This is a genomic window from Rhodococcus yunnanensis NBRC 103083, assembly GCF_001895005.1.
GTDB lineage: Bacteria > Actinomycetota > Actinomycetes > Mycobacteriales > Mycobacteriaceae > Rhodococcoides > Rhodococcoides yunnanense.
On the sequence record NZ_BCXH01000006.1, the window covers coordinates 222536 to 245372 of the forward strand.

General features: G+C 64.2%; 21 protein-coding genes and 1 riboswitch. Of the genes, 19 read left to right on the plus strand and 2 right to left on the minus strand.

Annotated elements, in window-relative coordinates:
- Positions 1-44: 44 nt before the first annotated feature.
- Genes RY1_RS12815 through RY1_RS12845 form a run of 8 tightly spaced genes read left to right on the plus strand, consistent with a single transcriptional unit; the run spans position 45 to position 7499 of the window.
- On the plus strand, positions 45-1589 hold the full coding sequence (locus RY1_RS12815) for an ABC transporter substrate-binding protein (RefSeq protein ID WP_169914676.1): 1545 nt from the start codon (positions 45-47) through the stop codon (positions 1587-1589).
- 7 nt (positions 1590-1596) lie between these two features.
- Positions 1597-2553, plus strand: a complete 957-nt coding sequence (locus RY1_RS12820; RefSeq protein WP_072803944.1) for an ABC transporter permease — start codon at positions 1597-1599, stop codon at positions 2551-2553.
- Positions 2550-2918: a hypothetical protein gene (locus tag RY1_RS30580; protein ID WP_245819633.1), complete on the plus strand. Its 369-nt coding sequence runs from the start codon at positions 2550-2552 to the stop codon at positions 2916-2918. The genes RY1_RS12820 and RY1_RS30580 overlap by 4 nt, the downstream gene beginning before the upstream one ends.
- A gap of 2 nt (positions 2919-2920) precedes the next feature.
- Positions 2921-3412, plus strand: a complete 492-nt coding sequence (locus RY1_RS30585) for an ABC transporter permease (RefSeq protein WP_245819634.1) — start codon at positions 2921-2923, stop codon at positions 3410-3412.
- Positions 3409-5109, plus strand: a complete 1701-nt coding sequence (locus RY1_RS12830; RefSeq protein ID WP_072803945.1) for a dipeptide ABC transporter ATP-binding protein — start codon at positions 3409-3411, stop codon at positions 5107-5109. The genes RY1_RS30585 and RY1_RS12830 overlap by 4 nt, the downstream gene beginning before the upstream one ends.
- Positions 5100-6137 carry an LLM class flavin-dependent oxidoreductase gene (locus RY1_RS12835; RefSeq protein WP_072803946.1) on the plus strand — a complete coding sequence of 346 codons (1038 nt, stop codon included), beginning with the start codon at positions 5100-5102 and terminating at the stop codon, positions 6135-6137. Before RY1_RS12830 ends, RY1_RS12835 begins: the two co-directional genes overlap by 10 nt.
- Positions 6130-6516: a TIGR03618 family F420-dependent PPOX class oxidoreductase gene (locus RY1_RS12840; RefSeq protein ID WP_072803947.1), complete on the plus strand. Its 387-nt coding sequence runs from the start codon at positions 6130-6132 to the stop codon at positions 6514-6516. Before RY1_RS12835 ends, RY1_RS12840 begins: the two co-directional genes overlap by 8 nt.
- Before the next feature lie 41 nt (positions 6517-6557).
- Positions 6558-7499: an LLM class flavin-dependent oxidoreductase gene (locus RY1_RS12845; protein ID WP_072803948.1), complete on the plus strand. Its 942-nt coding sequence runs from the start codon at positions 6558-6560 to the stop codon at positions 7497-7499.
- Between the two features lie 42 nt (positions 7500-7541).
- Here the strand turns inward: RY1_RS12845 and RY1_RS12850 are convergent, their stop codons facing one another.
- On the minus strand, positions 7542-8087 hold the full coding sequence (locus RY1_RS12850; RefSeq protein ID WP_072803949.1) for a GNAT family N-acetyltransferase: 546 nt from the start codon (positions 8085-8087) through the stop codon (positions 7542-7544).
- A gap of 24 nt (positions 8088-8111) precedes the next feature.
- Positions 8112-8190, minus strand: a riboswitch (ZMP/ZTP riboswitch).
- Between the two features lie 32 nt (positions 8191-8222).
- Complete coding sequence (locus RY1_RS12855; RefSeq protein WP_084727383.1) at positions 8223-9122, minus strand: SUMF1/EgtB/PvdO family nonheme iron enzyme; 900 nt, start codon at positions 9120-9122, stop codon at positions 8223-8225.
- Between the two features lie 42 nt (positions 9123-9164).
- Here RY1_RS12855 and RY1_RS12860 point away from each other — a divergent pair, with 42 nt between their 5' ends.
- From RY1_RS12860 to RY1_RS12910, 11 genes are all read left to right on the plus strand, one after another.
- Positions 9165-10511: a sulfatase family protein gene (locus RY1_RS12860; protein WP_072803950.1), complete on the plus strand. Its 1347-nt coding sequence runs from the start codon at positions 9165-9167 to the stop codon at positions 10509-10511.
- A gap of 387 nt (positions 10512-10898) precedes the next feature.
- On the plus strand, positions 10899-12500 hold the full coding sequence (locus tag RY1_RS12865; protein WP_072804045.1) for an ABC-F family ATP-binding cassette domain-containing protein: 1602 nt from the start codon (positions 10899-10901) through the stop codon (positions 12498-12500).
- 96 nt (positions 12501-12596) lie between these two features.
- Entirely contained in the window at positions 12597-13400 is an 804-nt protein-coding gene (stf0, locus tag RY1_RS12870) for a trehalose 2-sulfotransferase (protein WP_072803951.1), read from the plus strand.
- The gene (cysD, locus tag RY1_RS12875) at positions 13397-14311 is read left to right on the plus strand and encodes a sulfate adenylyltransferase subunit CysD (protein ID WP_072803952.1); all 915 of its coding nucleotides are present in this window, start codon (positions 13397-13399) and stop codon (positions 14309-14311) included. Before stf0 ends, cysD begins: the two co-directional genes overlap by 4 nt.
- Positions 14311-16173, plus strand: coding sequence for an adenylyl-sulfate kinase (gene cysC, locus RY1_RS12880; protein ID WP_072803953.1), 1863 nt, complete (start codon positions 14311-14313; stop codon positions 16171-16173). Before cysD ends, cysC begins: the two co-directional genes overlap by 1 nt.
- Before the next feature lie 58 nt (positions 16174-16231).
- Entirely contained in the window at positions 16232-16948 is a 717-nt protein-coding gene (locus RY1_RS12885) for a GNAT family N-acetyltransferase (RefSeq protein ID WP_072803954.1), read from the plus strand.
- 110 nt (positions 16949-17058) lie between these two features.
- Positions 17059-17379, plus strand: coding sequence for a rhodanese-like domain-containing protein (locus RY1_RS12890; RefSeq protein WP_072803955.1), 321 nt, complete (start codon positions 17059-17061; stop codon positions 17377-17379).
- Positions 17380-17705: 326 nt separating this feature from the next.
- A complete protein-coding gene (locus RY1_RS12895; RefSeq protein WP_072803956.1) occupies positions 17706-18629 on the plus strand; it encodes an LLM class flavin-dependent oxidoreductase in 924 nt (307 codons plus the stop codon).
- The gene (locus tag RY1_RS12900) at positions 18629-19972 is read left to right on the plus strand and encodes an LLM class flavin-dependent oxidoreductase (RefSeq protein ID WP_072803957.1); all 1344 of its coding nucleotides are present in this window, start codon (positions 18629-18631) and stop codon (positions 19970-19972) included. The genes RY1_RS12895 and RY1_RS12900 overlap by 1 nt, the downstream gene beginning before the upstream one ends.
- Positions 19969-20988 (plus strand): aldo/keto reductase, encoded by a 1020-nt coding sequence (locus RY1_RS12905; protein WP_072803958.1) that lies wholly within the window; start codon positions 19969-19971, stop codon positions 20986-20988. The genes RY1_RS12900 and RY1_RS12905 overlap by 4 nt, the downstream gene beginning before the upstream one ends.
- Before the next feature lie 20 nt (positions 20989-21008).
- Complete coding sequence (locus RY1_RS12910; RefSeq protein ID WP_169914678.1) at positions 21009-22835, plus strand: ABC transporter ATP-binding protein; 1827 nt, start codon at positions 21009-21011, stop codon at positions 22833-22835.
- The last annotated feature ends 2 nt before the right edge of the window (positions 22836-22837 follow it).

Below are 22837 nucleotides of genomic sequence, written 5' to 3' on the forward strand. Positions count from 1 at the left end.
CGAGAAGAGTAGTCGTGCCAGTAACCAGATATAGGTTCCAGCTCGTGGGTTCGACGATCGCGGTCGTGGCCGCCCTGTGTGCGCTGGCGGGATGTTCTGCGAACGCTGAATCAGGCAGTGGGACAGAAACACTCACCATCGCCATGCCCGCTGATCCCACGTGCCTCGATCCGCAACAGACCGGACAACTGGCCGCGACGGACGTTTCTCGTTCATTGGTCGACTCCCTGACCGAGCAGGACCCCGAAACCGGCGAAATCGTGCCCTGGCTGGCCGAATCATTCGAGATCGAGGATGACGCCAAGACCTTCGACTTCACCTTGCGATCGGGTGTGACTTTCAGCGATGGAACCCCTGTCGACGCAGCAGCCGTCAAAGCGACGTTCGACAAGTTGGTCACCCTCCCCGCCACCGGCGCTCCGGCCTACGTTCGCGGTTATACCGGGACTACCGTCGTCGATCCATTGCACTTCTCGATCGGTTTCAATGCTCCGAATGCCCAGTTCCTTCAGGCAACCTCGCTCACGGGTCTGGGCATTCTGTCGCCCGCGACGGCGGAGATTCCCCTGGCGGACAGGTGCCGCGGTGCGTTCGTCGGTTCGGGGCCGTTCGTACTGGACAGGTACACACCGAATCAGGATGTGGTGATCAAGCGGCGGGCGGATTATGCGTGGCCGGCGTCGAGCTCGTCCAATCCCGGCGCCGCGGTACTCGACGAGGTGCACTACCTCTTCGTTCCCGAGGAGGGCGCTCGAACGAGTGCACTGGCGTCCGGTCAGGTACAGGTTGCCGAGAACATTCAGTCCACGGACCGGCAGCAGTTCGACGGCAACGGCTTCAGCCTGCTCAGCAATCGTTTGCCTGGCGCAGTGGCACCGTTGTCTCTCAATCACGTAGGGATTCTCGCGGATCAGCGCGTACGGGAGGCGCTGTTGGTCGGTATCGACAGACGTGAACTGGTCGACGCGATCATCGGTCCGCAGGCCGCACCTGCGACGAGCGTTCTGGCCAGTTCGACGCCGTTCTATGTCGAGACGGACAAGCTGACCTTCGATCCCGACAACGCGAAACAACTCCTCACCGATGCCGGGTGGGTTCCGGGGCCGGACGGAATCCGAGTCTCGGACGGACGCAGGCTGAGTCTGAAATGGCTGATCCCTGCACCCGCCTCGCCTGAAAAGCAATACATCCAGCAGCAGTTCGCCAAGATCGGTATCGACATCGTGCTCGACATCGTTCCTCCTCCTACATACGTCGAGCAGCAGAACGCCGGAAATTTCGACCTCACGGCAGTCGGGGTGACACGAGCGGACCCGGATGTGCTGCGCAACCTGTTTTCCAGCACTGGTCAGAACCTGTGGCACCTACCGCCCAGCGAGTTGGATCGATATCTGGACGGCCAGGCTGCGGCGACCGACGACGCGGCCAGACAGGAGGCCGTCACCAACGCGGTCGATTGGTTGCTCGACCACGCCGACACCGTGCCTCTGTACGAGAACGCGCAGGTGCACGGAGTGTCGGATCAGGTCGCAGATCTGACCACCGATGCCTCGGCACGGCTGAATCTGCACTCGGCGAAGCTGGGGTGAAGCACCGATGACAGCGTATGTGGGCCGACGGATCGCGCAGGCAGTGTTCGTCGTCTGGGCTGCATTCACCGTGACGTTCTTCGCGCTCAGGTTGCTCCCCGGAGATCCGGTTGCCCTCATGCTGAGCAACCGGAGCACCGGGGGAGCGCCCACGCCGCAGGAAATCGCCACTATCCGTGCAGATTTGGGATTCGACCGGCCGGCCGTCGTCCAGTACTTCTCAGCGCTGGGGGATCTGCTTCACGGTGATCTCGGACGCTCGATCCAGTCCGGCCGGACGGTGAGCTCCACCATCGCGGTGTCGCTGCCCAAGACAATGGACCTCGGGATGGTGGCGTTGGTCCTCTCGCTTGTCGGTGGTCTCGCGCTCGCTGTCGCGGCGAACCTGGGTCCGTCAGCATTGCGACGGCAGGTACTGCGGTCGGTGCCGTCGATGATCATCTCACTGCCCTCGTTCTGGGTGGGGTTGCTCCTGATTCAGCTCTTCGCCCTTCATTGGCGAATCTTTCCGTCACTGAACGCAACTGGCGTGAGCGGTGTGATTCTTCCTGCGGTGACACTGGCATTACCCGGCATTGCACTGATCGCCCAGGTGCTCGGAAAGAGTCTGCACAGCACATTGCAGGAGCCGTACGTCGACACGATACGAGCAGCAGGTGCAGGCCCCTTGCGTGTGCTCGTCGGTCACGGTCTGCGCAACGCGGCAATTCCGGCGGTCACTGTGATCGGTCTGCTCGTCGGAAATCTCATCGGCGGTGCGGTAGTGGTCGAGACCGTCTTCTCGCGTCCCGGCATGGGCCGTGACATCGGATTCGCGGTGACCAATCAGGATCTCCCGGTAGTCCAGGGCGTCGTGATCGTCGCGTCGTTGGCGTTCGTCACGGTGAACCTCGCGGTCGATCTGCTCTATCCCGTTCTCGATCCGAGAATGCGGTCGACCTCGCGTTCGGTGGCGGCTCGATGAGCACGACAGAGTTCGATCGAACCAGCGCGGCTGCGCCGGCAACTCGGGGTGCGCGCCACTTCGGCTCACAACCCGGTCTGGTGCTCGCGTGCGCCGTACTCGTCCTCGTGATCGGGTGGGCCGTGCTACCCGAGGTGTTCTCCGGCCAGAGCCCCATCGAAGGTGTTGCGATGGAACGTTTTCAGAGCCCAGGTTGGCACCATCTGTTCGGTACCGACGAACTGGGGCGGGACCTGTATGCGCGGGTGGTGCACGGGGCATCGTTGTCCCTGCGTGCAGCCACGATCGCCATCGTGCTCGCATTCGTGACCGGGACCGTGTTCGGCCTCGTCGCCGGGTTCTTCGGCGGGTTCTCGACGCGGTGACGATGCGGATCGTCGAAATGTTGTTGTCGATTCCCCCCATGCTCATGTCGTTGGTGATCATCAGCGCACTCGGATTCGGCACCCTCAATGTCGGTATTGCAGTGGCGTTGTCGTCCGTCGCCGCAGTCACTCGCCTGATGCGAGCCGAGGTACTGCGGGTGCGCACGGCAGTGCACGTCGAAGGCGCAATCGTCTGCGGAGCTCGGTGGACACGGATCCTCCTTCGCTACGTGCTGCCCTCGGCCGTCGGGCCCGTTCTTGCACTTGCCGCGCTCGACTTCGGGTTGGTTGTCCTCGCAGTGTCCTCGCTCAGCTTCCTCGGGTTCGGTGAACCACCCCCCGCGCCGGAATGGGGCGCGCTCGTCGCGGGAGGGCGTAACTACATGGCGACGGCGTGGTGGCTCACCGCGCTACCCGGACTCACCGTCGCCGTCGTCGTCCTCTCGACGACGAGACTCGCACGCGCACTGGAATCCCGGAGGAACATCCGATGACAGCATTGGTCGAGCGAACAAAACCGGTAATACGGATCTCCGATCTCCACATCGCCTACCGCACCGCGAATGCTGTCGTGCACGCTGTGAACGGAGTCGACCTCGAGGTCGCACCGGGCCGCATCACCGCCGTCGTCGGCGAATCAGGTTCGGGTAAAAGCACACTGGCCCTTGCGATCATGGGTCTGTTGCCGGGAGAAGCTCGGATCGACTCCGGACGGGTCGAGTTTCAGGGCGCAGATCTCACAGCTCTGCCGGAGAAGGATTGGCACGAGATCAGAGGACGCCAGATCGGATTGATCCCGCAGGACCCGACCGTGTCCCTGGACCCGGTACAACCCGTCGGGGCGCTTGTCGCCGAGGTCTTGCGTATTCACGGTCTGGCGCACGGAAAGCAGGCGCGCGTCCAAGCGATCGAACTTCTCGCCGAGGCTGGTCTGCCCGAACCAGACATTCGGGCCCGTCAGTACCCCCACGAGCTGTCCGGCGGGATGCGCCAACGCGTTCTCATCGCAATGGCCATGGCAGGTAGGCCCCGACTGTTGGTCGCCGACGAACCGACATCGGCACTCGACGTCACAGTCCAACGCCGCATTCTGGACCACCTGCAGCGTGTGGTGTCGTCCACCGGTGTCGGCATCGTGCTGATCACGCACGACCTGGCAGTTGCCGCCGAACGCTCGGACAACGTAGTGGTCATGTCGAATGGCCGAGTCGTCGAATCGGGCCCGACGGCCGAAGTTCTCGGCAATCCCACCGATTCGTATACACAGCAACTGATCAGAGACTCGACAATATCCATCACCGACAGACGGGCAAGGTCGGTCGGGGGCGGTGAGCCGAGCAATCCAGCCGAGGACAGAGCAATTCCACTCGTCGAAGTAGGCGCACTGGTGAAGAAGTTCCAGATTCGAGGTGCAGGCATCGTGCGCAGACCCGTGCGCACTGCGGTCGACGACGTGTCATTCGTGATACCCTGTGGTCGGACCCTCGGTCTCGTCGGCGAGTCCGGATCCGGAAAGACGACGATTGCGCGGCTCGTTCTGGGACTGGAACGCCCTGGTTCCGGCTTCGTTCACATATCCGGACAGGACGTGACGGCCTTGCGAGGCGCGAAACTGCGGCAGCTGCGCAGACGGATCCAGCTGGTCTACCAGAATCCGTACGCCTCTCTCAATCCGCGGTTCAGCGTCGAAGAGTTGCTCATCGAGCCCCTCCGCAATTTCGGTATCGGAGACAAGCAACGTCGGGCCGAGACGGTACGGACGTCTCTGGACAGCGTGGCTCTGTCTGCAGCGACAGCGCAGCGGAAGATATCGGAGTTGTCCGGCGGTCAGCGACAACGCGTCGCGATCGCGCGCGCCCTGACGGTCGATCCCGAATTACTGGTGTGCGACGAGCCGGTCTCTGCACTCGACGTGACGGTGCAGCGCCAAATCCTCGATCTGTTGCTCTCGCTGCAGCAATCACGGCAGCTGTCCTACCTGTTCATCTCCCACGACCTCGGCGTAATCCGATATGTCAGCGACGACGTCGCTGTGTTGCAGCGCGGCACGATCGTCGAATCCGGACCTGCCGAACAGGTATTCACATCACCGGGGCACACGTACACCCAGGAGTTGCTGGCTGCAGTTCCTGGTGCACGTGAGTACTCCGCACTCGTCACAACTCACAAGGAGACGACACCATGGACCTAGGGCTGATCACCTTCGGCACCCTTCTCGCTGATCCACACACGGGAACGACTGTTACACAGCGCCAGCGAGTACAGGAGGTAGTGGATACCGCAGTGCGGGCCGAACGTCTGGGCTACGCGTGGTATGCGGTCGGTGAACACCACTTCCGCGACCGGGACGTCATCCCGAACCCAACACTGGTGCTGGCCGCTATCGCCGAGAGGACGTCGAGTATTCGGCTCGCCACTGCGACGACTCTGGTGGCCAATCGTGATCCGGTGCTGCTCGCCGAGGATTACGCGCTGCTCGATATCCTGTCCGAGGGTCGCCTCGAGCTCGTCGCCGGCGGATCCTTCTTTCCTGAGCCCTACGTCGTATTCGGTCAAGACCCCGGCAGCAAGGCTGCACGTAAACGCGAAAACCTGGACCTGCTGATCAAGCTGTGGACACAGAAGTCGGTCACCTGGAGCGGGAAGTTTCGTCCACCGCTGAACGGGATCACCGTGCAACCCAGACCCCTCCAAACACAGCCGCCGTTGTGGGCGAGCGCCGGCACCGATGTGGACTCGGTCGCCCTTGCTGTCGAGCATCGACTGCCGATCGCCTTCGGAACCACGGCACATGCTCCGTCGACGTACGTCGACGCTTTCGCCGCGTACCGCGACCTCTGGCAAAAGAAGTACTCCGATGCGCCTGGTCGGCAGGCGGCAGCGAGCCACACCTTCGTCGCGAGGACATCACAGGAGGCCCGATCACAGTGGGCGTCCTACATCGGGAGCTACCTCAGCGCACGGCCGAACGGTGGACCAGTGGATTTCGATGCGCACATCGGACCGTCCGGCCCGGCATTGTGCGGAAGCCCGGCCGAGGTACTGGACAAACTCGGCAACCTTCGACAACTGTGGGGCCACGACCTGCACTTGCTGGCCGTCGACATCGGCGGGATTCCGCACTCCACTGTCGAATCCACCGTCGAACTGATTGCGACAGCAGTTCTCCCGCAGGCGAAGAAGCTGGCAGCGACTGCGCGGGTGCGTACCGATGCTTGACGACGACGTCCATGCCCTGGCGACCGAGGCGAATCAAGCAATCTTCACCACCCTGATGCCCGGCGGTGAGCCGCAAGCGAGCATCGTGTGGCCGCACGCAGACCGGCATCATGTGCTGGTAACCACGAGCACGGGACGGCAGAAGTACCGCAATATCGCCCGCGATCCGCGCGCGACCATTCTCTTGCTCGATCGATCGAACAGTCGCCGCTACATCGAGGTCCGGGGCCGAGTGGTCGCGATCGAGATCGGTGAAGCGGCGCTCGACGTCGCGCGCACGACCTTCACGAAGTGGACCGGTAGGCCGGCCGTGCGCCCCGGTGTGGGGGATCGGGTGCTGCTGCGTCTGCTACCCGACCGAATACATCGCAAGGATTGACAAAGACCGAGACACGACGACGGTATGAAAGGAACTGACACATGAGCAACATTGTCGAGCAACACCTAGGTTTCGGCGCGGGCGGCGTCGTTCGTGTCGAAGACACGACCGAGCTGCTGGACCTCGCGCAGAGCGCTGACGAATTGGGTTTCGATATCTTCACCTTGAGCGACCACCTGCACGGCGATCGCTTCACATTCGATCCGTGGACCGCCTTGAGTTGGCTCGCCGGCAAAACTCGTCGAATCGAACTGGGTACCAACGTCCTCGGGCTGCCGTATCGAGCACCCGCGGTGTTGGCAAAGTCCGCCGAGACACTCGACCGCGTCTCGAATGGCAGGTTGGTCCTTGGGCTCGGTGCCGGAGGGTACGACCACGAATTCGACGCATTCGGCTTGGTGGTGAGAACTCCCGGGGAGAAGATCGTCGCACAGCGAGAAGCGATCGAGATTCTTCGGTCCTTGTGGACCGATCCCACCACCACCGTTGCAGGGGAGCAATACTCGGTGGTTGGTGCTCGCATCACGCCACAACCGTCACACCGAATCCCTATCTGGCTCGGCTCGTACGGCCCCCGAGCCCTCGAGCTCACTGGCCAAGTTGCAGACGGGTGGTTGCCGTCGCTGGGGCGAATCGATCTCCGTCAAGCATCCGACATGCGCGCCAAGGTCCGCGCGGCTGCGTTGGCCGCCGGTAGGGATCCCGATTCGATCACCTGCGCCACCAACGCGACCACCAGAATCGACCGGTCCGCGACCTCGAGTCCCGGTTTGATCACTGGCAGCGTCCCGCGGGTGATCGAGCAGCTCGTCGAGATCGTCGAGGCAGGATTCACGATGCTTCTGCTGGGCCCGCAAACCACTGCGCAACAGAAACTCCTCGCGGCGGAAGTGCTGCCGGCAGTTCGTGTCGAGGTAGCCGCTCGGGGCTTGATCTCAGTGCCAGCGGTCGATCCGCCAGGCTCGAGGAAGGAGACGCCGTGACGACGGGGACGGTCGTCGGTTCTGTCTCCGAGCGTTTCAACGTCAACGCAATTGGTGTACACCGGTGCCCCGACACTCTTCACGCCGCAGCACATCGCGCTCGAACAGGGTGACGGCCAACCACCGGTCCGCACGGAACTCTCGTCGCCCGACTTCCCGGAATCCGAGGCGCGCGTAGTAGGCGCGCAACTGCGGGTTCGTTTCGACGCAGTCCAACCGGAGCACGCTTGCGCCTGCGTCGTGGGTTGTACGTTCTGCCCAGTCGAGCAATTCCCGCCCGATTCCGCGGCCCGAGTGGGACCGGTCGACGACGAGGTGGTGGACGTATCCCGCGAAGGCGTTCTCTTCGAGCCAAATCGGTTCGTCGGACCAGATCAGTCGCATCGCCGCCACGAGCGGGGTGTCCGTCGGTCGCAGCCGCGCAACGACGAATTCCCCGGCAGCAACCTGACTTTCGATGACCGACAGTGGTACTTCCCGTGGCCGCCACTGGTCGATACCCCGGTCGGCGAGCCAATCCTCGGCTGTGTGCCGCAGCGCGAGAATTGCTGCGGCGTCGTCGGGTGTTGCTGGTCGGATGTCGAGCATGGGCGCAGTCCTCCACCTGGTTCGGTGAAGCACCCAGGCGGACGACGCTTCGCGGTAGGGCTCCCTGGTGGTGACCCACCTATCGCCAGTTGCCCGAAGCGAGCATAGACAATTCTGCGTACGCTCGTCGAGCGGCTACGGCAGATCGGGCCGGCTGCAGACCCGAAAGCCGGTGTGACTGCTCGATGTGTCCTCGGATGCTCCCGAGCGCGCGGAGTTTCGGTATCTGCGGCAGTAACTCTCGTGGCACAGGTGCGAACCGCCGCGGGTCACCGCTCGGAAGTCTCGGCGCGAGGCGTCGAACGTTCCTGTTGTCCACTCCCATACGTTGCCGGTGCAGTTGTACAGGCCGAAGGCGTTCGGAGCGTATGACCGGGCGGGCGAGGTGAGTACCGCGTCGCTGCGGGCACCGGGGAATTCGCCTCGCCAGGTGTTCATTCGGTCGAGGTCCTCGGTCTCACCCCACGGGAACGGCTTCTGGACCAGACCGCCGCGGGATGCGTACTCCCACTGCTCCTCGCTGGGAAGCGCGACCGACCTCCACCGGCAGTAGGCCTTCGCGTCGCGCCTGGACACGTGGGTCACCGGATGATCGGACAGATCGCGGACGGCGTCGACGGCTGAGTCGGGTCCGGCCGGTCGGCGCCACGTGGCACCCGCGACGACCCGCCACCACGGCGTCGCCGGTACGACCGGAGAAGCATCGGAGGCGGGGAGTGAGCCGGCGAACACCAGGGAATCGCCGTAGCGCTCCGCATCGGTGACGTAGTTCCCGCTGCCGACGAACTCGGCCCACTCGGCGACGGTGACCGTCGCAGCGGAGATGGAGAAATCCGCGACATGGACTTCCCGGACCGGACCTTCGAGGTCGAGCGGGTATGCGAGGTGGTCCTGCGACCCCATCAGGAACATCCCCCCGCGGACAGGGATCAGTGCAGAGTCAGGGACCAGTGCAGGGCGGGGACGACCCGCATGCCAGGTCGAGGTGGGTTGCGCGGATCCGTCCCGATCGGGTGTGCAACATGCGGCGGCCATGAACCCATGCTGCCACCGACGCCGATGTGCTAGGCAATAGCAATGACCAAAGAGAACGTCCTTGTGGTCCATTGGCACGACCTGGGTCGCCACCTCGGCGCCTACGGCCACCGATCGGTGACGAGTCCGCGGGTGGATGCGCTGGCAGCGGAGAGCATTCTCTTCACGCACGCGCACGCGACGGCTCCGTTGTGTTCGCCGTCCCGCGGCTCGCTGTTCTCCGGTCGCTACCCGCACAGCAACGGACTCGTCGGGCTTGCGCACCACGGTTGGGAATACCGTCCCGACGTGCAGACCCTGCCGTCGATACTGTCGCAATCCGGCTGGCAGACAACACTGTTCGGCATGCAGCACGAGACCTCGTTTCCATCGAGGCTCGGTTTCGAGACGTTCGACGTATCGAACTCCTTCTGCGAGTACGTGACCGCGAAAGCGAATGCGTGGCTGCGCGAGGACCGCAGCGAACCCTTTTTTCTCACCGCGGGGTTCTTCGAGACACACCGGCCGTATCCGGCCGACCGATACACGCCCGACGACGCGTCGTCGATCGAGATTCCCGATTATCTCCCCGATACTCCGGAGGTCCGCGAAGATCTCGCCGAGTTCCACGGGTCGATCACGGTTGCCGACGCCGCCGTCGGCGAATTGCTCGACACGCTCGCCGAGACGGGCCTGGACCGGACCACGTGGGTGGTGTTCATGACCGATCACGGGCCTGCGTTCCCGCGCGCGAAGTCGACACTCTACGAGCCGGGGACGGGCATAGCGTTGATCGTCCGCCCGCCGACAGGGTCGGGGTACGTGCCGCAGGTGTACGAGGACCTCTTCAGCGGCGTCGACCTGGTGCCGACGCTGCTGGACCTGCTCGGAGTACCGGTTCCCGACGAGGTCGAAGGACTCTCGCATGCCACACAGATCTCGGGCGGGCACACCCCGGCCCGCGACGAGGTGTTCACCTCCAAGACCTATCACGACTCGTTCGATCCGATCCGTGCCGTGCGAACCAAGGACTTCAGCTACATCGAGAACTATGCCGATCGGCCCCGCCTGGACCTGCCATGGGACATCGAGGAGAGCCCGTCGGGACAAGCCGTCGCGGACGACGTCCGTGGGCCTCGGGACAGGTACGAGCTGTACGACCTGAGGATCGACCCAGGTGAGACCGTCAACCTGGTCGAGGACGCAGAATATCGCGCGATCGCGGAGGACCTGGCGCTTCGCCTGCACACCTGGCGCGAGGAGACGGGTGATGTGATTCCATCCGACTTCGTCGGCTCCCGCATCTCCGATCGCTACACCCACGACTACATCGTGGTGCACGGATTGAAACCGACCTCGCGTTCCCCTCTCAGCGCGGACCGCGGTATCGAGGTCGACCGCGATCTCTGAGCGTGGCTGCTACAGTTCCGAGCGTGGGACTGATCGAGATAGACACAGCCTAGCCACCGAACAGCCGGTGGCTCTTCACTCGTGTGGGCAATTCCCACGCCAGTGAACACTCCTCTTCCGCACTGCGTTTCGCTGCACTGCGTTTCGCTGCACTGCGTTTGACTGCACTGTGTGCGTGGGTCCGTCTGCCGGAGCATGGTCTCCGCTCAGGGGCCACACCGGCATGTTCGCATCGCACCGATCTCGGCGCTGAATGCACGACTGCGCGATTGTGACCTCGACCGTCTGTCGAGTGTCTCGTCATGTCGGCCTTTCGGGCCATCCACACAGAAGCTGAACCCGTCGACGCCGCGAGCGATCGGCGGGAACGGAAAAGGAATGCTGCACATGTCCACGAAATCGTCGATTGTCCTCCGGAATCTGACGTTCGAATGGCCGGACGGATCCGTTGCACTTGCCGGCGTCGACGGTGCCTTCGGTGTCGGCCGAACCGGTTTGGTCGGCCGCAATGGCGTCGGAAAGTCGACCCTGCTCCGTCTCATCGCCGGTCGACTGCGGCCGACCGCCGGTCAGGTCGAAACCACTGGAGATGTGGGCTATCTGGCGCAGACACTTTCGTCAGCCCGCAGCACAACCATCGCCGAACTGCTCGGTATCGACCAGATTCTCGATGCGATGAAGGCCATCGAATCCGGAGATGTGGATCAACGGCACTTCGACACGATCGGCGACGACTGGGACATCGAATCTCGTGCGGACGAGGCTCTGCATCAGATCGGGTTCGCAGCCGCCGACCTCGGCCGGCGCGTGGTCGAGGTCTCTGGAGGTGAGAGCATGCTCATCGCGATAACCGGCCTACGTATCCGTCGCACGTCGATAACGTTGTTGGACGAGCCCACCAACAACCTCGACCGTGGTACGCGTGCCAGGCTGGCGGAATTCATCGACCAATGGCCGGGGACACTTGTCGTGGTAAGCCACGACCGGGAACTGTTGGAGCACATGGACAACACCGCCGAGCTGTACGACGGTGCCCTCGACACTTTCGGAGGACCCTACAGCGCCTGGAAGCTCCACCTGGAACAGGAGCAGGCAGCTGCGGCGCAGGCGGCCCGCTCGGCTCAACACTCGCTGGACGTCGAGAAGAAGCAACGCATCGAAGCCGAGACGAAGCTCGCACGTCGGGAGAGAACCGCGAAGAAGACACAGCGTGATGGCGGAATCCCGAAGATCTTGGCAGGAAATCGGGCCAGTAGGGCTCGGGCGTCGGCGGGTACGTTGCGCTCGACGCTCGATCACAAGGTCGACGCCGCACGGGCCGTTCTGGACACGGCGGGTGCACGCGTCCGCGAGGAGGAACACATTCGACTGGTACTCCCGGATCCGGACGTCCCAGGAGGTCGCCGACTTGTCGAGCTCGTAGACGAGCACCGAACCGTCGTGATCCAGGGGCCTGAGCGAGTGGCTCTCGTCGGACCGAACGGCGTCGGGAAATCGACGTTGCTCGAGCAGCTGGTCGTGGGTGGGCCACAGACTCCTGGACATCCCCACGGCAGGCTTCTCACCGAACGCGTCGGGTATCTCTCCCAGCGGTTGGACGGACTCGACGACGACGCAAGCGCATTGGTCAACGTGCAGGCGGCGGCGCCACGGACACCTCCGGGCACTGTTCGGAACCAGCTTGCGCGACTACTACTTCGCGGTGACAGCGTCGACCGCCCGGTCCATACGTTGTCCGGTGGGGAACGTTTCCGGGTCTCTCTGGCGTGCCTCCTCCTGGCCGCGCCCCCGGCTCAGCTGTTGGTCCTCGACGAACCGACGAACAACCTCGACATCGTGAGCGTCGAGCAACTCGCCGAAGCTCTCGATGCCTATCGCGGCGCGCTGCTGATCGTCAGTCACGACGCTGTGTTTCTCGAGCGGGTCGGTGTCAATACGATCATCGAACTCGACGGTCGTGGGCAGATGCATCAGCATCGCGAAGTCTGAGGCTGCACATCGAGGGGCCAATGGCAATAGTTCGACGCAGCCAGAGTGAAAATGGGTGTTGTGCAGAGCCATTGGCCTGTGTCTAGGATTCCGAACATGAGCGATCAACCGAGTGGTCGACCCGGGTCGTATTTGGTGCTGGCGTCGCAGCGCAGTGGGAGCACATTGCTCGTGGAGTCGCTCCGCGCAACCGGTCGAGCAGGCGAACCCGAGGAGTTCTTCCAGTACCTGCCGAGCACGTCGCTGGCCCCGCAGCCTCGGCAGTGGTTCGACGGCGTCACCGACGACAGCGTGCTGCGGCTGCTTGCACCGCTTGAAGCGGGCACACCGTCGACCGAGACGAGCGAGCAGTGGCGCGCGCGGATTCGCAGCGCCGGGCGCACGGACAACGGTGTCTGGGGAGGCAAGCTGATGTGGAATCAGACGCCGCTGTTGATCGAGCACGCAGACGGGCTACCGGACCGATCGGGTACCGATCTGCTGTCCGCGATTCACGACCTTCTCGGCAAGGACGTGCTGTTCGTGCACGTCTCACGCCGGGATCGGGTCGCGCAGGCCGTGTCGATGTGGCGCGCCGTGCAGACTCAGATCTGGCGCGGGCAGGCGCCTCCCGAGGTCGACGCCCGCGCCGAGTACCACGCCGACGGTATCGCCCACCTGTACGCGATCCTCGAGGACCAGGAACTGCAGTGGCAGCGCTGGTTCGCGGACGCCGGTGTCACACCGCTGGAAGTGGATTATCACCGGCTCGCGGCGGACACCACGGGTGAGGTCGCACGCGTCCTCGACGCGCTGGGATTGGACCCGGCACTGGCCCCTCCACCCGCACTGTCTCGTCAAGGCAACGACCGGTCGAACGACTGGGTCGAGCGGTATCGCGCAGAAAGGGTTGCGGTATGACGACCGATGTCACCCATGTCGACGAGCTGAGAATTCTCGAAGCGGAAGCCGTGCACATCATCCGCGAGGTCGTCGCCGAGTTGGAGCGTCCGGTACTGCTGTTCTCGGCAGGCAAGGACTCGATTGTTCTGCTCAGACTGGCCGAGAAAGCATTTCGGCCGTCGCCGCTGCCGTTTCCGGTGATGCACGTCGACACCGGCCACAATTTCCCCGAGGTGATCGAGTTTCGCGACCGCCGCCTCGACTCGGCGGGGCATCGGCTGATCGTCGCGTCGGTGCAGGAGTCGATCGACGCGGGACGAGCCAGCGAGATCGGCGGCCCCAACGCCTCACGCAATCGGCTGCAGACACGTACGTTGCTCGACGCACTGGAGGCCGGCCGCTTCGACGCGGCCTTCGGCGGGGCACGCCGAGACGAGGAACGCGCTCGCGCGAAAGAACGTGTGCTCAGTTTTCGAGACGCGTTCGGACAATGGGACCCGCGTGCGCAGCGACCCGAACCGTGGTCGCTCTACAACGGGCGGATACGCCGTGGTGAACAAGTGCGGGTGTTTCCGCTCAGCAACTGGACCGAGCTCGACATCTGGCGCTACATCGAACTCGAACAGCTCGAGCTGCCACCGATCTACTTCGCGCACGAACGCGAGGTGTTCGAACGGGACGGCATACTGCTCGCCACGTCCGAGTTCACCGCACCTTCGGAAGCGGAACAGGCTGCGACGGAATGGGTTCGGTACCGCACCGTGGGGGATCTGACCATCACCGGTGCCGTGCGATCGCGGGCAACCGACATCACCGGGGTGATCGGGGAAATCTCCGCCGCCACCGTGTCGGAAAGAGGAGAAACGCGCGCCGACGACCGGACCTCGGTGGCCGCGATGGAAGACCGCAAACGCGAGGGGTACTTCTGATGACTCGGCAACTTCTCCGACTCGCCACCGCGGGTTCGGTCGACGACGGCAAGAGCACCCTCATCGGGCGCCTCATGTTCGACACCGACAGCCTTCCGCTCGATCACCTGGAGGCCGTGACACGCGAGGACGGAGTACCGGACCTCGCCGCGCTGTCCGACGGCCTACGCGCCGAGCAGGAACAGGGCATCACCATCGATGTCGCGTACCGATTCTTCTCCACCGACACGCGCAGCTACATCCTCGCCGACACCCCTGGCCACGAGCGGTACACCCGCAACATGTTCACCGGGGCGTCCACCGCGGACGTCGCGGTACTCCTGGTCGACGCCCGAGCGGGGGTGCTGCGCCAGACGCGGCGTCACGCCCGGATCTCCACATTGCTCGGCGTCGAACATCTGGTGGCCGCAGTCAACAAGATCGACCTCGTCGGGTACGACGAAGCGCGTTTCCGTGAGGTCGAGGCAGAGCTGCAGAAGCTCGCTCACCGGCTCGGCGGCGTCGACCTGACCGTGATTCCGTTGGCCGCGAAGGACGGGGACAACGTCGTCCACCGGTCGGAGAACACATCGTGGTACGGCGGGCCGACGTTGCTCGAACACCTCGAGTCCATCGAGTTGTCCGCGCCCGCAGCAGTTCCCGAAGAAGTGCGCCTACCGATTCAGTGGGTCTCGCGGCCGAGTGCAGGTGAGCGCAGGCGCTACACGGGTCGACTGTCCGCTGGAACCTTGACAGTCGGAGACTCGGTGGTGTCGCTGCCGTCGGGCTCACGCAGTACCGTCACCGCACTCGACACACTCGACGACGAGCGGACCGTGGCCGTTGCGCCACTGTCGGTTTCGGTGTCGCTCGCGGACGACATCGACATCGGTCGCGGCGACGTCATCGTCAGCGGAAACGACAGTGCACACCTCCCGGTGTTGGCTCGTGAGATCGACGCGACGGTCTGCTGGTTCGGCGAGACGCCGCTGCGTGCAGGGGACCGCGTCGCGCTCAAACACACCGCCTCGACCGTGCGCGCGACCGTGCAGTCGCTGCACTCTCGGCTCGATCCCGAGACTCTCGACGAACAGGATTCGCCGGTCGAGTTGACGCTCAACGACATCGGGACCGTCACCCTGCGCACGTCGTCGGTGATTCTCGCCGACCCCTACCTCGGCAACCGTGACGCAGGCGCGTTCATCCTGATCGACGAGACGTCCAACGACACCGTCGGCGCTGGGACGATCGGGACGGCACGCGAAGTCAAGGCCGGTGAGCAGACCCGCAACGACATCAAATGGCATCCGTCAGCTCTCGACCGCGCGCACCGGTGGAGTTCCACCGGCCAGAGCGGTGCCACGGTGTGGTTCACCGGACTACCCGCGTCGGGCAAATCGACCGTCGCCGTGGCGTTGGAGCGCGCGCTCGTCGAATCCGGCCGTGCCGCATATCTTCTCGACGGCGACAACGTGCGTCACGGACTGTCCGACGACCTCGGCTTCACCCCAGGTGACCGAGCCGAGAACATCCGACGCGTCGGACATCTGACGCGGCTGCTGGCCGATGCAGGAGTCATCGCCATCGCGTCGCTGGTATCGCCGCTCGAATCGGATCGTGCAATCGCACGCGCGTTGAACGATGCCGCAGGGCTGACGTTCGTCGAGGTAGCCGTCAGTACACCCCTGGCAGAATGCGAGCGGCGCGACCCGAAGGGCCTCTACGCACGTGCCCGCGCCGGTGAGCTGAAGGGCCTGACCGGAGTCGATGCACCGTACGAGCCGCCGACGAACCCGGATCTGACCATCGACACCACGGGTGCCGATATCGACGACCTCGTCCGGCAGGTGCTGGCGGCGTTGCCGCCCGTGCGCGCGCAGTGACCAGGCGACCAACCATACATTCACGGGCGGCGGAGCCGCACATCGGAAAGGGCACACGGTGACCACGCAGTACATCGACGAGACCGACGTTCATCCGCTGGACGATCCGATCGGCGGCTCTCTGATCGGAGCCCACGCGCGGTTCGCCCGAACCTCGGGCCGCAGTTCCAGGTTCGACCCCGAGGTCGCACCGTTCCTCGGGCATCCCTCGGTGCTCGAGGACGCGGACTGGGACGACATCATCACCCTGTTCGGACCTGGGGAGATCGTGTCGCTGGGTGGCGTCGGGCATCGACCTCCCGAAGGCTGGGACGTGATCGACCACTTCGGTGCCGTTCAGCTCGTCGGAACGAACCTCGAGACCCGCCCCCATCCCGACGCGCTGGTTCTCGGCGCCGACGACGTGCCGGACATGCTCGACCTCGTCGACCGTACGAAACCGGGTCCGTTCCTGCCCCGCACCTTCGAGTTGGGGACCTACCTGGGCATCCGCGATGCGTCGAAGGACAACGCCCTCATCGCGATGGCCGGTGAACGCATGCACCCCCGAGGGTGGACCGAGATCAGCGCCGTGTGCACCGACCCCGCGTACCGGGGAAGGGGGCTGGCGACCGAGCTCGTCCGTGCCGTAGGCCACGGAATCCGCGAACGCGGTGAGCAGCCGTTCCTCCATGCTTCGGCGTCCAACGAGAACGCCATTCGGTTGTACCTGTCGATCGGATTCGAACTGCGTCGGACGTCCGAAATGACACTCGTGCGCACCCCCGCCAGATAATTCCCTTCGACTCAGCGTGATCCGATCCCTTTTCCCTACCGAATGCGTAGGGAAAGATGGTTGCTTGGTTCAGGCAAGTTCCTCGGGATACGGAAAGCAGGAAAACCTTCATGAGCTCGAACGAGGCCTCGTTGATCAGTCCAGCCGAAGCCGCGCAGGCCAAGGCGACACTGATAGATGTGCGGAGTGAGAAGTCGCGGATCGAATTCGGCACCATCGCCTCGGCGATCGTCGTCGACAAGACAGACGTGCAGGCCCAGTTCGGCGCGGAAGACCGTGACCGCAGCGAGCCGATCGTCGTGTTCTGTGGATCCGTGAAGGGCTCGGGCCCCGTCGTCGACGAGCTGACCGAACTCGGCTACACCAACGTCTCCCACATCGAGGGCGGATACCCAGCCTGGAAAGAGCAGGGGTTGCCCACCGTTTCCTGATTTCCGCTCACTCCGCGGGGAGCGAATGTCACATTCGGTAACTCTGAGTGTGCGGATGTCGCCCTCGCTCACCGGCGGGGAGCGAATGTCACATTCGGTAACTCTGAGTGTGTGGATGTCGCCCTCGCTCACTTTGCGGGGCGCGAATGTCACATTCGGTAACTCCGCGGGGAGCGAATGTCACATTGGGTAACTCTGAGTGTGTGGATGTCGCCCTCGCTCACCGGCGGGGAGCGAATGTCACATTCGGTCACCCCGCGGGGAGCGGATGTGACATTCGGTCACCCCCGGGCAGCAGTGAACGACCCCAGAAAGGCTGATCTACCTTGTCAAGCAATGAAAAGGGACTGTTCCTGGCGGTGGAGCTCGATGGTTGGGACGAGTCACCCGGACAGTTGAGGCGGACGGTGGTGGCGGCCGAAAAGGCTGGTGCCACCATCGTCACGTTCGGTGACGCGATCGCTTCTTCGGTCGAGACGCAGGACCGCCTGGACGCGGGGACACGTGCCGCGTTCGTCTCGAGCAGCACCACCACTGTCGGGCTTGCGCCGACGGTGCACACCCTGACCACCGAACCGTTCTTCCTCGCAACCCAACTCGCGAGCCTCGACCACGCGTCGCATGGACGTGGAGCCTGGGTCGTCGGCGCGGACAACACGCGGGCGTCGCACGATGCCGTTGGTTCGGTAGTACGCGAGGCCGATTCGATCACCAGGGAGATTCGCGACGTCATCGAGTTGGCGCGCAAGCTGTGGGATTCCTGGGAGGACGACGCGGTGATTCGCGACGCGTCGTCGGGCAGATATCTCGACCCGGACAAGGTGCATCACGTTCGATTCGAGGGTGAGTTCTTCGACGTCGTCGGTCCGCTGATCACGCCGCGATCTCCGCAGGGCCAGATCGTGGTGATCGGCGACGCGGATCTGGGCGTCACCGATCTCCTCGACATCGTCCTGGTTCAGGACAGTACGCAGACGGGCTCGGCACGGGCCGCCGGCGCGCCTCTCGTGTTCGCCGACGTCGATGCGACGACCGACATCGCCTCGCTCGCGGGAGTCGTGGACGGTGTGCGAGTACGTGCGGCCACTGCCGAGGACGCCACGACATTCGTCGAACGGATCCTTCCCGCGCTGGACGAGGCCGGGGTGCTCCGTCGGCCTGCCGCAGGAAAGACGTTGCGAGCGAACCTCGGTCTCGACCGACCCGCCAGCCGGTACGCTGCCGCGGGGCAGAATCAGGAGAACAAGTAATGGCGACGAACGACCGACGTCCCGATACGGGCGCGCCGTACGACGAGAACGCGCAGATCCACCTCGGTGTCTTCTACCCCGGCATCGGCGCGCAGACGGTGTGGGAGGACGAGGGCGCACCGGATCAGGTGGCGACCGACACCTTCGTCGAGGTGGCTCGCACCCTCGAGCGCGGCCTGTTCGACGCGTTCTTCCTCGGTGACGGCCAGCGTGTGCGGGAGAACCGCGGTGCGATCCTGTCCACGGACATCGCAGGCAGGCCCGACGCCATCACGCAGTTGTCGGCTCTGGCGGGGGTGACCGAACGCATCGGGCTCGTGGCCACCCAGAACACGACCTACAGCCTTCCGGTGGAACTGGCGCGTCGGCTCGCGAGTCTCGACGTGCTGTCGGACGGGCGCGCCGGATGGAACATCGTGACCACCGACAATGCGTGGACCGGTGCGAATTTCAGGCGCGGTGGGTGGCTCGAACACGAACGACGCTACGAGCGTGCGACGCAGGTCGTCGAACTCGCCAAGGAGTACTGGGCGGGCAAGACCGTCGAGAAGGACACCGATCTGCTGAAAGCTGTTGCACGCCCGACTGTTCGGTCGAGTGCACAGGGGCGCCCGGTCCTCTTCCAGGCAGGTGACTCCTCGGGAGGACGCAATCTTGCTGCCGCCCATGCGGACGTCGTGTTCTCGGCGAACCATGCCTACGACGACGCCGTCGCGTACGCCCGTGATCTGCGCGCACGTTCGGCATCGTTCGGTCGTGCTGCGGACGCGGTGAAGATTCTTCCCGGGGTCACCGTGGTACTCGGGGACACCCCGGCGGAAGCCGAGGAGAAGGTGCAGTGGCTTCGTAGCAACGCGCACAACGGAGTTCGTGCCATCGCGTACCTCGAACACTACTGGGGCAAGGACCTGTCCTCGTACGATCCGGAAGGCCCACTTCCCGACATCGAGCCGACCGAGGAGGAGTTGGACCCCTCGCGCGGCACGATCTCCATCGCGGCCAGGTCCGGCAAGCTCGAGCAGATCGCGCAGTGGCGCGCGCTCGCCGCGGACAAGGGCTTGTCCATCCGTGAACTGGTTCTCGAGGTCTCGCCTGCGTCGCGTTTCCATTCGGGCACACCGGGAGAGGTCGCGGACCGTTGGGCGGACCTGGTCCGGAACCGGGTGGTCGACGGATTCAACATCAACCCCTACCATCTGCGTGATTCCATCGGCGATCTCGTGGACAAACTCGTTCCGGCACTGCAGGAACGAGGCGTGTATCGAACCGAGTACACGAGCACGACACTTCGCGGCCACCTGGGACTCGACGACGACACCGCAGCACAGGAGAAAGCGTCATGACCTACTCGGCAGCAGACACCCGATACGACAACGCACGTTTTCGGCGCAGTGGGCGGAGTGGACTGAAGCTTCCCGAGTTCTCGCTCGGACTGTGGCAGAACTTCGGCGACAACCGAAACTTCGAGACGCAGCGTGAGATCGTCTTGCGGGCATTCGATCTGGGGATCACCCACTTCGATCTCGCCAACCGTTACGGCCCACCCTTCCGTGCAGCGGAAAAGGCGTTCGGACGCATTCTCGGTGCCGACCTCGGCCGGTATCGCGACGAGATCCTGATCGCGTCGAAGGCGGGCAATCCCATCGGCGCGAGTCCGTATCTGGCAGGTGGATCGCGCAAGACACTGCTCGACTCGTTGGACATCAGCCTGACCGATCTCGGCGTCGACCACGTCGACATCTTCTATTCGCACAGCCCGGACCTCGAGACTCCGCTCGAGGAGACGATCGGTGCGCTGTCGTCGGCGGTGCAGCAGGGCAAGGCGCTCTACATCGGCATCTCCAACTACACCGCCGAACGGGCGCACGATGCGGCCGTCATCGCCGACAGGCTCGGAACGCCCCTGCTCGTGCATCAGTCGAGATATTCGATCTTCGACCGCACCGTCGAACTGGGTGGACACCTGGACACCGCGGCGCAGGACGGAACCGGAGTTGTCGCGTTCTCGCCTCTCGCACAGGGATTGCTCACCGACAAGTACCTCCAGGGTGAAGTTCCTGCCGATTCGCGTGCCGCGTCGAGCACATTCCTCTCGGCCGACGACATCTCCGACGAATACATCTCTCGTGCAGGCTTTCTGAACAAGATCGCCGAGTCCCGTGGGCAGTCGTTGGCGCAGTTGGCGGTTCAGTGGGTGCTGCGACGACCAGAAGTGACGACAGCACTCATCGGCGCCAGCTCGACAGCGCAGCTCGAGCACAACCTTGCAGCGACCGAATTCCCAGACCTGACCGAGGACGAACTGACTCGCATCGACGAGTACGGAATTCACGGAACGGTTCTGCGGCCGAAGAGATAGAGGCTCGAAAACGTATGAGTGTGAGGTTCACTGCCCCTCCCGTCGGAGGACTCGACCTCGATGGTGCGGACAATCCACGGATCTTCAGGACCGGAATGTCGGCCATGATTCGTGGCAGCCGCGGCTACCCACTGGCCACGCCCGTGTCGATTCTGGCGGGCGTGGTCAACGGTTTGACCATGGTGCTCAGTGCGGTGGCCATCGGCTGGGCCACCGACCACCTGATCCTCCCGGCATTCTCCGGGAACTCGCCGTCACCCGGTGTGTGGGCGTCGGCGATCGGTTTCGTTGCCGGTGTGTCGCTGATGCGGGTGGCGACGATCATCGTGCGCTCCTACGCGGCCGCCGTTGTTCAGTTCGGCAATCAGGCGAGCACCCGGCGTGAACTCGTGCGCCAGTACACCGCACTCGGAGTCCCGTGGCACCGAAGCCATTCCACCGGGCAGTTGTTGTCCAACGCGGTCTCCGACGTCGACGCCCTGTGGCAGCCGATGCAGTTCTTCGCGTTCTCGCTCGGGTCCGTGTCGATGTTGGTCTTCGCACTGATCAACATCGCTCGTTCGGATCTGTACCTCGTGGCCGCAGCAATCGGCTTGATGCTGTTCGTCGTCGCGGCCAACGTGCTCTTCCAGAGGTTCGTCGGTCCTCGCGCCCGTGACGCACAGCGGGCGCGAGCCGAGGTGAGTTCGGTCGCCGACGAGGGTGTCCAAGGTGAACAGGTCATTCGCACCCTGGGTATCGCCCGAGCCGAAGCAGACAGGTTCCGGCGCTCGTCGACCGTCCTGCGGCGCAGCAACGTGCGCATGGCCAATGTCAACGCGGTGTTCGATCCCGTTATCGAACTGGCCCCGACGGCAACGGTTCTGGTCGTACTCATCGTCGGCGCAGCGCGCGTCGAATCGGGTTCGCTGACCGTAGGCGTGCTCGTGGAGGTCATCTACCTGTTTCTGACGATGGCACTGCCGCTGAGCTTGATCGGTCGATTCCTCGGCCTGTTGCCGCTCGGCGTCGTCGGGCACTCACGCGTGACCAGCGTTCTCGAGGCCACCGAGTATCCGGCACAGGGCGAGTCGAGGTTGGCGATCGAGGGGCCGATTCCCGTCGGCATCCGCGAGGGATCATTCTCGTACGAGAAGGAACGCGGCAGGCCGACACTCGGCCCGGTCGACGTCGAATTCTCGGCAGGCCACGTTGTCGCGGTGGTCGGCGCGACAGGATCGGGCAAGACGACATTGCTGAAGATAGTTGCCCGGCTGGCCGAATTGGACGACGGGCTCGTGCATTACGACGGTGCGGACATCCGTGACCTCCACGGATCGGAGACGGTTGCGCGAGTCGCGGTGGCTCAGCAGACAGCGTTTCTGTTCGACGCCAGCGTGCGTGAGAACATCACGATGGGCCGCGACATCGACGACGACCGTATCTGGTGGGCCCTCGAGCTCTGCGCCGCAGACGATTTCGTGAGGGCCGGCCGGCTCGGTCTCGACGCGCAGGTGGGCCGCAACGGCCGAAGTCTCAGCGGCGGACAGCGTCAGCGCATCGCGTTGGCGCGGGCCCTCGTCGGTCGGCCGTCGTTGATCGTGCTCGACGACGCCACCAGTGCGCTCGATCCGACCGTCGAAGCTGCGGTTCTCGAGAACATTCGACGGGAATTGCTGGCCGGTCATCCTGGTGAGCGTGCGTCGACACTGGTGATGAGTGCGTCCAGGAAGACCACTGTCGCGTTGGCCGAGCTCGTCGTGCTGCTGGACGAGGGAAGAATTGCCGACATCGGCACGCACGAGGAACTGAGCGCGCGCAGCGAGCGGTACCGCGACATCGTCGACGCCTATGTGGATCCACTGTGAAG